The organism is Capnocytophaga sp. oral taxon 324 str. F0483 (assembly GCF_000318315.2).
GTDB classification, from domain to species: domain Bacteria; phylum Bacteroidota; class Bacteroidia; order Flavobacteriales; family Flavobacteriaceae; genus Capnocytophaga; species Capnocytophaga ochracea.
In genome coordinates this window covers 51,532-64,934 of record NZ_KB291529.1, presented here as the reverse complement: position 1 = coordinate 64,934, position 13,403 = coordinate 51,532, and the positions used below count along the sequence as shown (strand labels likewise).

At 38.7% G+C, this 13,403-nt stretch carries 20 protein-coding genes; 18 read left to right on the top strand and 2 right to left on the bottom strand.

The features are described from left to right. Positions 1-23: 23 nt before the first annotated feature. Positions 24-923 (bottom strand): S24 family peptidase, encoded by a 900-nt coding sequence (locus HMPREF9072_RS11795; RefSeq protein WP_198143955.1) that lies wholly within the window; start codon positions 921-923, stop codon positions 24-26. A gap of 153 nt (positions 924-1,076) precedes the next feature. Here HMPREF9072_RS11795 and HMPREF9072_RS09375 point away from each other — a divergent pair, with 153 nt between their 5' ends. Continuing rightward, the gene (locus HMPREF9072_RS09375) at positions 1,077-1,391 is read left to right on the top strand and encodes a hypothetical protein (RefSeq protein WP_009411487.1); all 315 of its coding nucleotides are present in this window, start codon (positions 1,077-1,079) and stop codon (positions 1,389-1,391) included. On the opposite strand, the gene HMPREF9072_RS09370 is transcribed toward HMPREF9072_RS09375, so the two are convergent. After that, positions 1,375-1,767 carry a hypothetical protein gene (locus HMPREF9072_RS09370; protein WP_009411486.1) on the bottom strand — a complete coding sequence of 131 codons (393 nt, stop codon included), beginning with the start codon at positions 1,765-1,767 and terminating at the stop codon, positions 1,375-1,377. The genes HMPREF9072_RS09375 and HMPREF9072_RS09370 overlap by 17 nt on opposite strands. Before the next feature lie 184 nt (positions 1,768-1,951). Between HMPREF9072_RS09370 and HMPREF9072_RS09365 the strand changes: the two genes are divergently transcribed. The 17 genes from HMPREF9072_RS09365 to HMPREF9072_RS09285 all read left to right on the top strand — a co-directional run bounded on the left by HMPREF9072_RS09365 (position 1,952) and on the right by HMPREF9072_RS09285 (position 13,398). Continuing rightward, complete coding sequence (locus tag HMPREF9072_RS09365; RefSeq protein ID WP_051032653.1) at positions 1,952-2,164, top strand: hypothetical protein; 213 nt, start codon at positions 1,952-1,954, stop codon at positions 2,162-2,164. Between the two features lie 3 nt (positions 2,165-2,167). After that, positions 2,168-2,515, top strand: a complete 348-nt coding sequence (locus HMPREF9072_RS09360) for a DNA-binding domain, excisionase family (protein WP_009411484.1) — start codon at positions 2,168-2,170, stop codon at positions 2,513-2,515. Positions 2,516-2,570: 55 nt separating this feature from the next. Next, entirely contained in the window at positions 2,571-3,077 is a 507-nt protein-coding gene (locus HMPREF9072_RS09355; RefSeq protein WP_009411483.1) for a hypothetical protein, read from the top strand. A 12-nt stretch (positions 3,078-3,089) separates the two neighbouring features. Further along, positions 3,090-3,380: a hypothetical protein gene (locus HMPREF9072_RS09350; protein WP_009411482.1), complete on the top strand. Its 291-nt coding sequence runs from the start codon at positions 3,090-3,092 to the stop codon at positions 3,378-3,380. Positions 3,381-3,492: 112 nt separating this feature from the next. Next, positions 3,493-4,350, top strand: a complete 858-nt coding sequence (locus HMPREF9072_RS09345; protein ID WP_009411481.1) for a DUF1351 domain-containing protein — start codon at positions 3,493-3,495, stop codon at positions 4,348-4,350. Between the two features lie 4 nt (positions 4,351-4,354). Then, the gene (locus tag HMPREF9072_RS09340) at positions 4,355-5,170 is read left to right on the top strand and encodes a recombinase RecT (RefSeq protein WP_009411480.1); all 816 of its coding nucleotides are present in this window, start codon (positions 4,355-4,357) and stop codon (positions 5,168-5,170) included. 2 nt (positions 5,171-5,172) lie between these two features. Then, on the top strand, positions 5,173-5,391 hold the full coding sequence (locus HMPREF9072_RS09335; protein ID WP_009411479.1) for a hypothetical protein: 219 nt from the start codon (positions 5,173-5,175) through the stop codon (positions 5,389-5,391). Next, positions 5,388-6,023, top strand: coding sequence for an MBL fold metallo-hydrolase (locus HMPREF9072_RS09330; protein WP_157236448.1), 636 nt, complete (start codon positions 5,388-5,390; stop codon positions 6,021-6,023). The genes HMPREF9072_RS09335 and HMPREF9072_RS09330 overlap by 4 nt, the downstream gene beginning before the upstream one ends. Positions 6,024-6,035: 12 nt before the next feature. After that, complete coding sequence (locus HMPREF9072_RS09325) at positions 6,036-6,593, top strand: hypothetical protein (protein ID WP_009411477.1); 558 nt, start codon at positions 6,036-6,038, stop codon at positions 6,591-6,593. Continuing rightward, positions 6,593-6,880, top strand: a complete 288-nt coding sequence (locus HMPREF9072_RS09320; RefSeq protein ID WP_009411476.1) for a hypothetical protein — start codon at positions 6,593-6,595, stop codon at positions 6,878-6,880. The genes HMPREF9072_RS09325 and HMPREF9072_RS09320 overlap by 1 nt, the downstream gene beginning before the upstream one ends. Next, positions 6,880-7,368 carry a DUF3127 domain-containing protein gene (locus HMPREF9072_RS09315; protein WP_009411475.1) on the top strand — a complete coding sequence of 163 codons (489 nt, stop codon included), beginning with the start codon at positions 6,880-6,882 and terminating at the stop codon, positions 7,366-7,368. Before HMPREF9072_RS09320 ends, HMPREF9072_RS09315 begins: the two co-directional genes overlap by 1 nt. 24 nt (positions 7,369-7,392) lie before the next feature. Next, positions 7,393-7,626 carry a hypothetical protein gene (locus HMPREF9072_RS09310; RefSeq protein ID WP_009411474.1) on the top strand — a complete coding sequence of 78 codons (234 nt, stop codon included), beginning with the start codon at positions 7,393-7,395 and terminating at the stop codon, positions 7,624-7,626. 88 nt (positions 7,627-7,714) lie between these two features. Then, on the top strand, positions 7,715-8,158 hold the full coding sequence (locus HMPREF9072_RS09305) for a hypothetical protein (protein ID WP_009411473.1): 444 nt from the start codon (positions 7,715-7,717) through the stop codon (positions 8,156-8,158). Between the two features lie 3 nt (positions 8,159-8,161). Then, positions 8,162-8,935: a phage antirepressor KilAC domain-containing protein gene (locus HMPREF9072_RS09300; protein ID WP_009411472.1), complete on the top strand. Its 774-nt coding sequence runs from the start codon at positions 8,162-8,164 to the stop codon at positions 8,933-8,935. Positions 8,936-9,071: 136 nt separating this feature from the next. Next, positions 9,072-11,675, top strand: a complete 2,604-nt coding sequence (locus HMPREF9072_RS09295; RefSeq protein ID WP_009411471.1) for a DNA methyltransferase — start codon at positions 9,072-9,074, stop codon at positions 11,673-11,675. A gap of 72 nt (positions 11,676-11,747) precedes the next feature. Then, positions 11,748-12,665, top strand: a complete 918-nt coding sequence (locus HMPREF9072_RS09290; protein ID WP_009411470.1) for a DUF6291 domain-containing protein — start codon at positions 11,748-11,750, stop codon at positions 12,663-12,665. Next, a complete protein-coding gene (locus HMPREF9072_RS09285) occupies positions 12,625-13,398 on the top strand; it encodes a hypothetical protein (RefSeq protein ID WP_034566344.1) in 774 nt (257 codons plus the stop codon). The genes HMPREF9072_RS09290 and HMPREF9072_RS09285 overlap by 41 nt, the downstream gene beginning before the upstream one ends. The last annotated feature ends 5 nt before the right edge of the window (positions 13,399-13,403 follow it).

The following is a 13,403-nucleotide window of genomic DNA, read 5'->3' as shown; positions in this document are numbered from 1 at the left end:
TTTTGAATTTTAAGATTGTTTTATTATAGAAAATCTTTCGCACGATTGGAGCGTTTGCTACGCCCCTTTTGCCGTACTTCTATGACGTTGTAGAGAAATCGTACCTCGTGAAGACTAATTTTAAAATCTTCATATTTTGGATTCAGAGAATGACAGTATATAACACCGTTCTTCACATCGTGTTTGATAATTTCTTTAAGCATTATACCATTGGTGGCGTGTGCGATAACGAAATCCCAATCTTTTATGTGTAATTTATATTGCCACAAGTGGCGCTGTACTTCACGACATATTACGACATCGCCCTCGATGTAATCGGGCTCCATACTATCGCCTGCGACCTCGAATGCTAAGTAGTTGCCGTGATGTTTTTCCTCTGAGTCAATAAGTATTGTAGGCATATCTTCTAAGTATTCATCATTGTAATATCCTTCCGTCCAACCCGCTTGTGCTTTGGTAGTTACTAATTTAACGGCTAATTTCTCGGGATACTCCTTTTCTTTTAATTCACCTTGTGGAAGTCGGTCAGTTATTTTGCTGTAATCTATAACAGGTATTAGTATTTCGCCATAATTAGAGGTTATATAGTCAGTATTTATTTCTGGGTATAAAGATTTTAGATTTACAATTTTTATAAAAGGCACTTTTGCATTGCCTATGCGTATGTTGTTAATTTCTTCCTGAGAAAGTCCTATTTTTTCGGGGGTAAAATCAGGGCGAGTGTGTTGCAAGTATTCATAGACTTCGATAAAGCGGGCATTTATAGGCGGAAGGTCGGCATTAGCAAACATAGAGCCTTCACCCTTCCAAAGCCAATTCTTGTTGAAACCATAGATATTAGCGAATTTTGTAATGAATTTTTCAGTAAGATACCTTTCATCACCTTTTAAAGCTAATGACATAGAACTCTTATTGATTTCCATTTTATTCACAACATCTTGATTGGTATTTATTATTTGTTCACCTTTAAGATGAGATATGGCTTTTTTGAACCTCTTTCGAGTTTCTTCAATAAAAACATTGTTTGTATTTGAATTATTTTCCATATCTTTGCAAAAAATTAAAGATTAAACGTTATGAATGATATTATTATTATCCTGTTGTTGCTTGTTATTGTGTGGCTATTATTGTGCCATAAAACCAATTCGAGAGTTATTATAGACCAACGCCAAATATACGCTTCTGATGATGAGTTAGAGCAGTACGTTGAGAAATTAGAGATGTTTTTACACTACATTTTGAGCCGAAATAAAGATGAATACAACGTTTATAGAGAAGCGTTGGATTATATACAACGCAGGCGTGGCGTTATATTAGCAAAAGAAAAGAAACAAGCACTAAGTGTACTCATAAAGCAACACAAGGAGATGTTGGCTAAAAAAGGGAACTAATAGTGCTGAATATCTTTATAGTGGTATCCACGGGGAGGTTGTAATCGGACAGCGTCCCCTTTATTTTTTGTAAAACAGTTTCACGTTCTTGCCAAAACGCCTCAAACCCTCCTTTATTTAAATCATCGTCCCATTCATCAGAATTATATTGCAAACAGTATCCATAATCTACACTATATTTTGCTACTTCAAAACGATAGTTGTACCGTTTATTAGTACACAGGTATTCAAAAATAGCTTCTACTTTAAGACGTTGCCAATGAGGCAAATACTTTTCTTGCAAATCACTTGCATATTGCACTTCTCCCGCTTGCTTTAACGCTTTTAGAACCTCATCAATATCTTTTCCCTTGAATATATTTAGTTCTGTTGTCATATTTTTTCAAAATCTCTTCAAAAAAAATTACACTGTAAATCAATTACTTATAAAAAAGTTTGTAAAAAATACAAAAAAAGTTCGTATTTTATTTGGTAGATATAAACTTTGTTTGTATCTTTGCCCTGTGAAAATAAAAGTAAAAGCGTTTAGCGTTTTTTACTTGGCAAAAGTACAAAATAAAATGAAACTAACAAAAGAAGCGAGAAAAAAAATGCTCAACAAAACAATTGCAAGAGCATTGGAGGATAAATTGAATGTGAGTTATTGGACGTTGGTAAAGTGGCGTTCAATGGATGAAACACCTCTATATCATCGTTCAGAAGCAATAAGAGATAAGGTGATAGAGGTACTCGAAATGACAGAAGAAGAAGCATTTACCAAAAACGAAGAATAAGATATGTTAAGTAGAGTAGAGAGAATAAGTATTCAGATTGATGAACTCAGTGTTAGAGAACTATCTGAATTGTGGGAAAAGAAAGGAGTAGTGCCTTCATATGTAGACCAATACGTAATTGCGTATGAACATTATGAAGACCGTAAGCGTGCTAAGAGATTGTTGCGTGTTCCTGAGGTAGCAGAGTACTTAGGAGTATCTGATTATATTGTGCGTACGTGGCTAACAAGCGGGGTATTGAAGAATGAGAACCTTGCAGGAGGGCAGTCGCTTATAAGTGTAAAACAGTTGGAAGATTTGAAGGAGAAAGACCCCAACAAGATACTCAGGAAAATGAAGAGAAACAAATAAAGCGACACTTCACAGCGTCGCCTTAACTAAATATTAATTTAATAATTTTTTAACGATGGCAAAATTACAACAAAAAATGGGAACAACCAAACAAAGTAGCCAAATTCTTCTAATTGACGGCTATGTAACGATGAATGGCAAGCGCTATGAAGAGTGCGTGCCCTTTGAAAGAGAGGCGTTTAACGAGGCTCTTGGACAAGAATTACACCCAGATACTGCAAGGGTTAGTAATGAGATATTCAATAACATTATTGAGAAATTGCAACCTGACACTGACGGAAATAATGAGCAATGGGGGTTGCTTTACAAGGACAATTACTATGAATTTATATTGTATGCTGACGCAAAAGGCACTTATAGCGAGAGTGGCAGAAAGGTGAATGGTGAATGGTTACCTATTGAGTTCACAGATGAGCAATGGGCAGAAATTGAAGGCTTATTAGATGTTGAAGGGCAAGTGCAAGAGATGTTAGCAGAAAGGCGATATAGAGAAGAGATAGCAGAAGAAGAGCGAATGCCCGAGTTTGCCGATTACAGCGGTTATGGTTTCTTAACAGTTTAAAATCTTACAGCAATGAAAAAACAAGTAACAACATTAGAGGTAGGTAAATGCTACCAATTGAAATATGATAATGATGTATTTCACATCATTAGGGTAAATGAAGTGTACCCTTCATCATTACCTAACAGAACACCAAGCTATAATGTAGCGGAAGTATGGGGTGATGACACAATAAAGACTAATAATTATTATGTGGCACATCAAGGCGAAGTTTATACAGAAATACCACAAGAACAATTCATAAGTGTATTAAACTCGATGTTGCTAAATGTATCAAATTATATTAGTAAAATCTCCAATTAATTCATACTCGTAGAAAAGTGCCGTGTTTTCCTTAAATCTGTACATAATTCATCACGACAACGCACGGCACTTTCTTTAAGAACAATAATTAACAATTAAATATACAAACCAAATGAAAGAAGAACAATTAATAACATTACAACAACCTCCTATCATCATATACGAGCGTATCAAGGCGGTAGGGCAACAGATTGAGGCTAAGATTGCTGAATTGAACCTCGACAACCAGTTAGTAACAGAGGAAACTTGTAAAAGCGCGAAAGACACTCGTGCAATGTTACGCAAAGAACTTGATATGTTCGAGACACAACGCAAGTTTATCAAAGAGCAGGTAAACGCTCCTTATGAAGCCTTTGAGAAAGCGTACAAAGAGCATATCAAAGTACATTACGACAAGGCAGATAGTACGCTAAAAGACAAAATCAATCAGGTAGAAAATAGATTGAGGGAAGACAAAAGCGCACGTATCAAAGAGTATTTCACAGAATTGTGTCAATCACAAGGTATCGACTTCCTCATCTTTGAACGCTTGCCACTGAATATCACAATTAGTGCCAGCGATAAGAGCCTTAAAGAGCAAGTAGCAGGCTTTGTGGGCGAAGTGTCAAAGAGCCTCCAACTCATTGAGAGTCTATCCGACCCTGATGAGTTTAAAGCTGAAATACTAACCGAGTACAAGCAAACGCTTGATGTTACAAGAGCGATACAGAATGCACAATACCGCAGGCAACAACGAGAAGCTGAATTACAACGTATCGAGGAACAAAAGAAACGAGCCGAGCAAGCGAGATTAGTAGATGAAGCAAGAGCGAGAGAGACTGCTCCTTTGCAAGCACCTGCACAAGTGACCAATGAGACACAAGCAGACAAAAACAAGGTTATACAAACCACTTTCACAGTGCAAGGCACAAGAGAGCAATTACAAGCCTTAAAACAGTACATCATTAGTAATAACATTCAAATACTATAGCACAATGGAAACACAAGTATTACAAAAACAATCATTAGCGAACTTCCTTAATAAGTCCGATAAATTCTTAGAGCAAAATTTAGGCGCAAAAAAGAGCGAATTTGTATCAAACTTATTAGCACTATCAGATAGTAATAAAGAACTATCACAATGTGAGCCTGCCGACCTTATGAAGTGTGCAATGAATGCTACTGCACTGAATTTGCCACTAAATAAAAACTTAGGGTATGCGTATGTAATACCTTATTTCGACGGCAAAACAAATCGCACCATTCCTCAATTTCAAATGGGGTACAAGGGTTTTGTTCAGTTAGCAATTCGTAGCGGTCAATACAAAACGATTAACACTTGCGAAATTCGTGAGGGTGAAATCAAAAGAAACAAGGTAACGGGGCATATTGACTTTTTGGGTGAAAATCCGAGTGGTGCGGTTATAGGTTATCTTGCCTACATTGAGTTACTCAACGGATTTCAGCAATCGCTTTTTATGACAATTGAAGAAGTGCAAGCACACGCCCGCAAGTACTCTAAGATTTATGCTAAAACAAACAGAGGGCTTTGGAAAGATGAGTTTGATTTAATGGCAAAAAAGACAGTACTAAAACTATTGTTAAACCGTTACGGAGTGCTTTCTGTGGAAATGCAAAAAGCGATAGAAAAAGACCAAGCAGACAATGAGGGCAACTATATTGATAACCCACAAGGGCGATATATCCAAGACGCAGAGGTTATCGAGCAAAACGAACCTACTGAGAATGCACAACCTGTACAACCAGTGACAAGTGAAGAGCCTAATAAGGTAGATTTTAAAGACGTATAAAAATGAAAACACATTACTTTACATTAGGACAATCGCACGTATATCGCTTTAATGGGCAAACATTAGACCACGATTGTGTGATTAAGATAACAGCCGAAAACCCCAGAGATGTAATGGTTGAGCATTTCGGCTTAAAATGGGCTTTTGAATATGATGAATGCCCCGAAATGAAGTACTTCCCACGAGGTATTTATAACTTAACAACTAATGAATGGGAATGATACCTACAAGAGTTATTAGTTCGGGTAGCGAGGGTAACGCTGTGGTTTACGACAACGCAATAATGGTAGATTGTGGCGTTACACTCAAAGCCTTAGAAGCGATAAAACGTTCTTTGAAAATTGTGCTCCTAACTCACCATCACGGCGACCATTTAAAGTTGCGAACCTTACAACGATTACAAGCCGAGCGACCTACCTTGCGAATTGCTTGTGCTGACTTCCTCTTAGAGAAGTTGGAAGGGTTAAACAATATCGACGTGTTGCAAGTGGGTATGTTATACGATTACGGCAATTTCAAAGTATCACCAGTGAAGCTCTATCACGACGTGCCAAATATTGGCTGGCGAATATTTCTCAATAGTGGGCAAAAGATATTCCACGCTACCGATACAGCACACTTGGAGGGTATCACCGCCAAAGGTTATGATTTGTACGCTATCGAGCATAACTACTGCGAGGAGTATATACAGCAGGCGATAGAAGAAGCGCACGCAAAGGGCGAATATACGCACGCGTACGGCAATATCAATACACACCTTAGCATACAGCAAGCAAGGGAGTTTATCGAGGCGAACAGAAAGGAAAGCAGCGAAGTATTAGAACTGCATAAAAGTAGAAGTTTTTATAAGTAAAATTAAAGAAAAATGAAAACAATATTTAAAGTAGGAATGAAGGTCTATGACCAAGTATACGAACCTGATATAAAAGGAGAAATATTAGATGTGAATATGAAATTATCACCTCATCCTATTACAGTACAATTTGGTAGTTGTGTTCGTTATTATACGGCTGAAGGTTGTAGAGGGAAAAATACTATAAAGACACTTTCGACGAGTCCTTATACTATTCAAGGTTTTGAGCAAAAAGCACCTGCCCCTACAGTCAAAGATGCTTTAGAGTGGATTAGAAAAAACGATGGGTGTGATGAATTTGACAACAATTACCCTAAAAAGGAAAATGTTTTTTGTTTTGAAGCACTTAAAAAACTTGTAATTCTCAGAGACTATTACAACAAAGGTTGGCAACCTAATTGGGAGGATGACAAAGAGTATAAGTATTGTATAAAAAATTTTGGTAACGAAATAGATACAATAGATTTAGATTTTTCTAATCGTGTAATGGCTTTCAGAACTCCACAAATCAGAGACAAATTCCTTGAGGAGCAAAGAGAACTCTTAGAAATAGCAAAACCTTTATTGTAATGGCTAAAATAATACCAAAAGTAGGTGAGATTTGGACGGTAACAAGAAATAGATACTTATTTGACCGCCTTAAGAAAGGTGATGTTTTTTATCACGAAGGGTACAGATTAGAGTTAATAAAAAAAAGATATTGGAGTTCAGAAATGGACTGTAACGATTTAGTAGCATTAACTCTAAGAAGACTAACAGACAAAGTTCCTGAAGAAAAACCAAAAGAAACATTTATCACTTACTTAAAAAAGTGTTTTAAACAACTCTTTAAGAATAACAAAAACAAAGTAAAATAATGGAAATACAAGGACGAATTAAACAAATATTCGCTACTGGAACAGTAGGAGCGAATGGATTTCAGAAGCGTGATTTGGTAATCACCACAGAAGAGCAATACCCAAGTGATATTATAATTCAGTTCACACAGAGTAAGTGCGCTTTGTTGGATAACTTACAAGTAGGGCAGAGGGTAAAAGTACACTTTAATCTACAAGGGCGTGAGTGGACAAGTCCCCAGGGCGAGGTTAAGTACTTCAATACGGTTGTAGGTTGGAAGATTGAACTTATTCAAACCACGAATGTAGCGCAACATACACAACAATACCAGCAAGCGTCCCAAGGTTATGCACAACCTCCCCAAGGTTACCAACAGCAACCGCAATACGCACCGCCTCAACAAACACAAGCGTACCCGCCACAAGGGCAACCGCAATATCAGCAGGGGCAAATATTTAACAATATGGGGCAAGCACCTGCACAAGAAGATGACGGAATGCCTTTTTAGAAAACAATTTAAAATAAATAAAAAATGAACAAGTATGTAATTAAATTTAGCCACGTGGAAGAAAGTGAGTACACGGCTATTGTAGAAGCAGAAAGCTATGAAGAAGCAATGGATATTTTTGAAGAAAGTCCATTTGAATTTCTTGAAGATGAAGAACCTGACAGTGTACAAGGACACGCATTTCACGTTAGTAAAGTAACTGAAGATGGTGAGGTTGTGTATGAAAAATCAAAGAAACTGAATGTTGAATACTGTTAATATTAGGTAATTAACACAACAAAAAAGCAAGTATCAAAAGGGATAGTAGCAGGTTCGATTCCTGCCTTGCTTTCAAAGACAATAAAGTATGATTTTCAACGCAACCAACGAGTTTGATATACAACGGGCAAAGGAGCGTTTAGCGTTTCTTATCGAAAAGAAAAAGACCTTTGAAATCACCGAAAAGAAGCATAAACGCACCTACTCTCAGAACAATTACATTCACCTCCTATTTGCGTGGTTCGCTCTTGAATACGGTGAGACTCCTGAATACGTAAAGCAAGAGATATTCAAGAAGATAGTAAACCCTCAGATATTCAGAACTGAATACGCTAACCGAAAAACGGGTGAGATAAGAGAAGCGTGGCGAAGTACAGCGAATTTAGACACGAAGGAGATGACAACCGCCATTGATAATTTCAGAGATTATGCCAGTAAGGAAGCGGGGATATACCTACCAACACCTGATGATTTAGCGTACCTTAATGAGATAGAAAAGCAAGTGAATAACTTACAAGGAAAATATTATTAAAAAATGAATAATCAAGTTTATAACTACAATGGGAATAACATCACTTTCCAACTTGGAAATGGTGATGTAATGGTAAATCTTACAGATGTGGCAAAAGCTTTTCCTGAGAAGAATTTAACAACGATAGTAAACAGCCTTGAAATTCAAGAGTATATAGAAAGACTTAGCAAACTAAAAAATTATAGTTTGGCTGATTTACTGATAGTTAAGCGAGGGGGTATAGCTGGAACCAATGGCACTTGGGCGCACCAAAAGGTAGCCTTGCGAGTGGTACAGAAATTAAGCCCCGATTTTGCTATTTGGGTAGACGAAAAGATAGAAGAACTCCTAAGAAATGGAGTAGCGACTATATCCAATGAGGACGAGGCTATTTATAACGCTATGAATATTCTGCAAAAGAGATTGGAAGCAAGCAAACAGAACATACAAATGCTTGAAAGCAAGGTGGAACTACAAGAGGAAAAAATAAAGTATCTCGTTCCAAAGGCTCAATATACGGATGAGGTATTACAGAGTACAAGCACATTTACCACTACACAAATAGCGAAAGATTTAGGAATGAGCGCACAGGCGTTGAACCAAAAGCTCAAAGAGATGAAAATTCAATTTTTTCAAAGTGGTCAATGGTTCTTAACGCACCGATATCAGGACAAAGGATATACAGATATGCGTATAACGCCTTACTTTGACACCAAGACGGGAGAGCCTAAAACATCTCAATCTATGGTGTGGACAGAGAAGGGCAGGCAATTCATCACAAGTTTAGGTATAAAATAGTTGTAATTTTTCCATTGTGCACCCCGATAGGCAAGCACTCACGTTCGAGCCGTGAGCGGGGGCTAAATTAACAAACCGATTTGAAAGGAGATTGAGCGCGCGGCAATCTTTATCAAATCTCTAATTTCAAATCAAAATGAATGAGTATCAAGAATTTTTAAAGAACAAAATCAAAATTGCTCCTAAGCAAGGGTTTGAATGCTCACTTGATGAGATTAACCCACGAATGAAGCCCCACAATCGCCTTATGGTAAAGTGGATGGTCGAAGGCGGTAGGCGTGCTTGTTTTGCTTCTTTTGGGCTTCACAAGACCGTTACCCAGCTCGAAGCTGTTAGGGTAGTCCTTCAAAAGTTGGGAGGGGGCAAAGGGCTAATAGTTTGCCCGCTATCCGTACGACAAGAGTTTGTCGAAGACGCTAAGAACATTCTCGGTTGGGAGATAGCCCCTAAATTTATACGCCGTATTGAGGAAACAGACGATAAGGACGGTATCTACCTAACCAATTATGAGAGTATCAGAGATGGCAAATTAGACCCTCGACACTTTCAAGTGGCAAGCCTTGATGAGGCAAGTATCCTCAGAGGATTGGGAGGCTCTAAAACGTTCCGTGAGTTTATGAGGTTATTTACAGGTGACGCCGGGCCAATGCAACAGCGCAGAGGAGCGGACAACATCAAATACCGATTTGTAGCCACAGCTACTCCCTCTCCTAATGATTATATAGAGTTATTGGCTTATGCCGACTTCTTAGGGGTAATGGACGTATCACAAGCCAAAACGCGCTTCTTTAAACGCGATAGTACTAAGGCTGATAAACTCACTTTGCACGCTCATAAAGAAGAGGAGTTTTGGTTATGGGTATCTTCTTGGGGGCTTTTCGTTACAAAACCTTCTGATATTACCCAAAACGAAGCAGACGATATGGGCTACATACTCCCTGAATTAGATTTGCGTTGGCACGAAATACCTACTAACCACGAAAACGCGGGGGTAGAGAAAGACGGACAAGGAAAGTTGTTTAAGGACACTGCTCTTGGTTTGCAACAATCGGCACAAGAGAAGCGAGAGTCGTTAGATGACCGTATCGCTAAAATGTTAGAACTCCGTGCGGAAGACCCAGAAGCACATCGTGTAATATGGCACGATTTAGAGAGCGAGCGTAAGTCAATTGAGAAGGCTATCCCAACGATAAAATCAATATATGGCTCTCAGGACTTTGAAAAGCGTGAAGAAATTATCAGAGCATTTTCTTATGGCGAGTTACAAGAGTTAGGAGCAAAGCCCGTAATAGCAGGCTCAGGGTGTAATTTTCAACGATATTGCAGTTGGGCAATATACTTAGGGATAGGTTATAAGTTCAACGACTTTATACAATCTATACACCGCCTGCAACGCTTCCTACAGAAGAACGTGGTACGAGTAGATTTAATCTATACCGAAGCCGAACGCAACGTGCGTAAAACCTTAGAAAACAAGTGGAAAAACCATAACAAATTAGTAAAGAATATGACTGAAATCATTAAAAAATACGGACTTTCTCATTCTGAAATGGCGCAAGTACTTACGCGCAAAATAGGCGTGGAGCGTATTGAAATTAAGAATAATTACTACCATATCGTAAACAACGACAATGTAGTAGAACTCAATCCTAACGAAAACCCGCACGCACTAAAAGACAACAGTGTAGGGCTTATCCTTACCTCAATACCCTTCAGCACCCAATACGAGTACTCACCTAATTACGCCGACTTTGGGCATTCTGAAAGCAATGAGGAGTTTTTCAAGCAAATGGACTACCTTACCCCTAACTTATTCAGAGTATTGCAACCTGGCAGAATAGCGGCTATACACGTAAAAGACCGTATCGTACCAATGGGGCTATCAGGAATGGGCGTGCAAACTGTTTACCCTTTTCACGTAGATTGCATACAGCACTACACCAAGCACGGGTTTGCCTATATGGGTATGAAAACAATTGTTACTGATGTGGTTCGTGAGAATAATCAAACCTACCGCTTAGGGTGGAGTGAACAATGCAAGGACGGTACTAAGATGGGTGTAGGAATGCCCGAATATCTCTTACTATTCAGAAAACCTGCAACCGATAAAACTAACGCTTATGCTGATGAGCCTGTAATTAAGAGCAAGAAAGACTACACACGTGCTAAGTGGCAGATAGACGCTCACGGGTTTACACGCTCCTCAGGTAACCGCTGTTTAATGCCTGAAGAATTGGCTAAACTTCCTCACGACAGTATATTTAAAGAGTATAAGCGTTTTTCATTGGAAACAGTCTACAACCACGATTTTAATGTTAAGATTGCTGAAACATTAGACCTTCACGGCAAACTTCCTACCTCATTTATGCTATTACAACCTCAAAGCTGGAGTGATGAAGTGTGGACTGATGTTACACGTATGCTTACCCTTAACGGCTCACAGTGGAGCAAAGGGAAAGAGATGCATCTTTGCCCAATGCAGTTTGATATTGCTGATAGAATTATAGAACAGATGAGCAATAAGGGCGATGTAGTATTAGACCCTTTTGGAGGACTAATGACAGTGCCATATAGGGCTGTGCTTAAAGGTCGTTATGGGATAGGTTTCGAGTTAAACCCTCAGTACTTTTTGGACGGAGCAGCTTATTGTGAAGCGGCGGCTCAAAAGGTAAGTATGCCTACACTTTTCGACCTTATAGAGGAGGCAGAAGCAGAAGCTGAACAGAAAAAAGCAATTTAATAACTCATTCATTTTTCACCCCCTTGCTTGTCGAGGGTGAGGGGGTGTTTTTAAAAATAAAATATCTACACTATGGAACGAGATACATTTGTTTTTTACAAGGATTGGTTGAATGTTATTCGGGATTTGCCAAGTGAGGTTCAGTTGGAAGTTTATCAGGCTATTGCGGAATATGCCATATACGGTAACTTAATTGAGCTAAAACCACTTGCAAAAGTAGCATTCGGATTTGTAAAACAAACAATTGATAGGGATACGCAAAAGTATATATCAATTAAAGAAAAGAGAAAAGAGGCAGGAGCGAAAGGAGGTAGACCGCTGAAAAACAAAGACTTAGAAGAAAGCAAAGAAAAGCAAAAAAACCAATTGGTTTTTGAAAAAAGCAAAAAAAGCAAAAGCCCCCTTAATGTTAATGTAAATGATAATGTTAATGATATTTCTTTTTTAGAAAAAAAGAAACAAAAAAGCGTGTGTGTGGACTTTGGCGAGGAAGAAAAAAAAGAACAGCCTTTAAATGCTGAAAAAGAAACCTCCCCCCAAGTTGCGCCCGCCCCCCCTCCTTTCAATTTCAAAAAAGCAATGCTTGCGGAAGGTTTTGCCCCCGAGCTTGTAGACGAGTGGTTAAAAATACGCAAGGCGAAGAAAGCTATAAACAGCGAACTTGCATTTAAAACTTTCATTGAACAAGTCAGGAAAACAGGGCAAGACAAGAATGCTATCCTTGAAAGGGTAGTACAGAAGCAATGGAAAGGTTTTGAGGCGAGTTGGTTACAAGCAGACCAAATACCTCAACAAACCGCTAACAATCAAATAATCTTAGATGAAAATGGAAAAATCATTACAAACGGACAACAGCAACAATCCACAAGCGATAAACAACGGTTTTATGCCGGTCGCCAAACAGCCGATAACATTAGAAATAATATGCAAGGCTGGGGAACTCACACCTTTGGCAATAGCGAAGAGAGGGCACGAATACCCACGCCTTAGAGAACTTGACCGTGAAGTAATAGCCCCAACATTCGGAATGGTATTTACTCGCATTGCTACTCTTGTGGGACTAAAAGGGGAGATTGACCCTTTGCAAAAGCAGGAAATATGGAACGCCGTTTTTAGCCGTTTTTCGGGGCTTTCTTTTCAGGAGATATACAAGGCTTTTCAAATGGACAGAAGCGGGGAATTTGGCGACGTAACCGACCACTATCAGTTTTTTGACGTGTCCTACGTCTGCAAGGTTTTGGGAAGATATCGCCAGTGGTTGCAAGACACTCAGCGAGTACATAACATTAACATTTCACAATTACTACCAGAAAATCAAAACACGATGACAGAAGAGGAAAAAGAAAAAAACGTAATTCGTTGGCTCAATGAGCATTTTGAGGAGTACAAGGAAACAAAGGAATTGCCTATACTATCCGTGCCTATCTATGACACACTCTATCAGCGAGGTATATTACAACCTTACTTCGCTACACTTACCGAAAAGGATAAGCAACTAATGAGAGCAGAGACCGAGAAGCGACTTCGACAAGAGCAGACGAAGGCTAAGGGTAAGAAGGAGTTTAGTGCTATTAAGGCACTGTTAGAACAATATCAGAAGGGAATAAGCGACCCTGAGGGTAAACTAAGTAGCTTTAAGAAGGAAGATACTTTGAAATTCTTCTACAACTACCTCATTACGCAGGGCAAGGAGCTTTCAGAATTATTAACTAATAAGCAATGAAACAA